The organism is Adlercreutzia shanghongiae (assembly GCF_035830635.1).
Lineage (GTDB): Bacteria > Actinomycetota > Coriobacteriia > Coriobacteriales > Eggerthellaceae > Adlercreutzia > Adlercreutzia shanghongiae.
The window spans coordinates 1-544 of the sequence record NZ_JAYMFI010000064.1; the positions used below are offsets into that span (position 1 = coordinate 1).

The 544-nt window shown below is 58.5% G+C and carries 2 protein-coding genes; one reads left to right on the forward strand and one right to left on the reverse strand.

Annotated features, from left to right (window positions below; translation table 11 throughout):
• The coding region (locus tag VJ923_RS12220) for a hypothetical protein (RefSeq protein WP_326441869.1) at positions 1-263 on the forward strand (263 nt) is incomplete at its 5' end.
• Positions 264-277: 14 nt separating this feature from the next.
• On the opposite strand, the gene VJ923_RS12225 is transcribed toward VJ923_RS12220, so the two are convergent.
• Positions 278-544 (reverse strand): hypothetical protein (locus VJ923_RS12225; RefSeq protein WP_326441870.1); only part of this gene is annotated, 267 nt, incomplete at its 5' end.

Below are 544 nucleotides of genomic sequence, written 5' to 3' on the forward strand. Positions count from 1 at the left end.
ATTCGCTGTCCCGAGGAGACGTGCTGGCAAACAACCCCTACATCGCCGACGCGAACGACCTGATGGCGGGGCTGAAGCAGTTCGGGCCGAACAGCCTGAATACGCCCGGTACGGACGGGTATGGCTTCATCAGGACTTATGCCAACTCTACTGACCCTAGCTACAGGTACCTGTGGCGCTACCAGGTCGGGTTCAGCAAGGCCGTTTACGTGCGCTGGAAGATCAACTCCGACGGCACATGGTCGGCATGGCTCAAGCTGTAGCGCAATCGACACGCTCAGGAGAAGGGTAGCCAGTCTCCCCATGCGCCCATGTTGACCTTTCGCCGCCACGAGGGGTAACCCGTGGTCGAGAATGACAGCTGGGTTATCCATTTGTGCGTGACCGTCGGATCCACCGTATTTACCACAACGACGCACACCCCGTAGGAGCCCGCCTTCGGGGTGTTGTCCGTATCTGGGTCATAGATCACAACTCCGCTTATGACATCGTTTAGATCCGCCGCCGTATGATGGGCGACCAGCGTATCTTGGGACAGCGAATC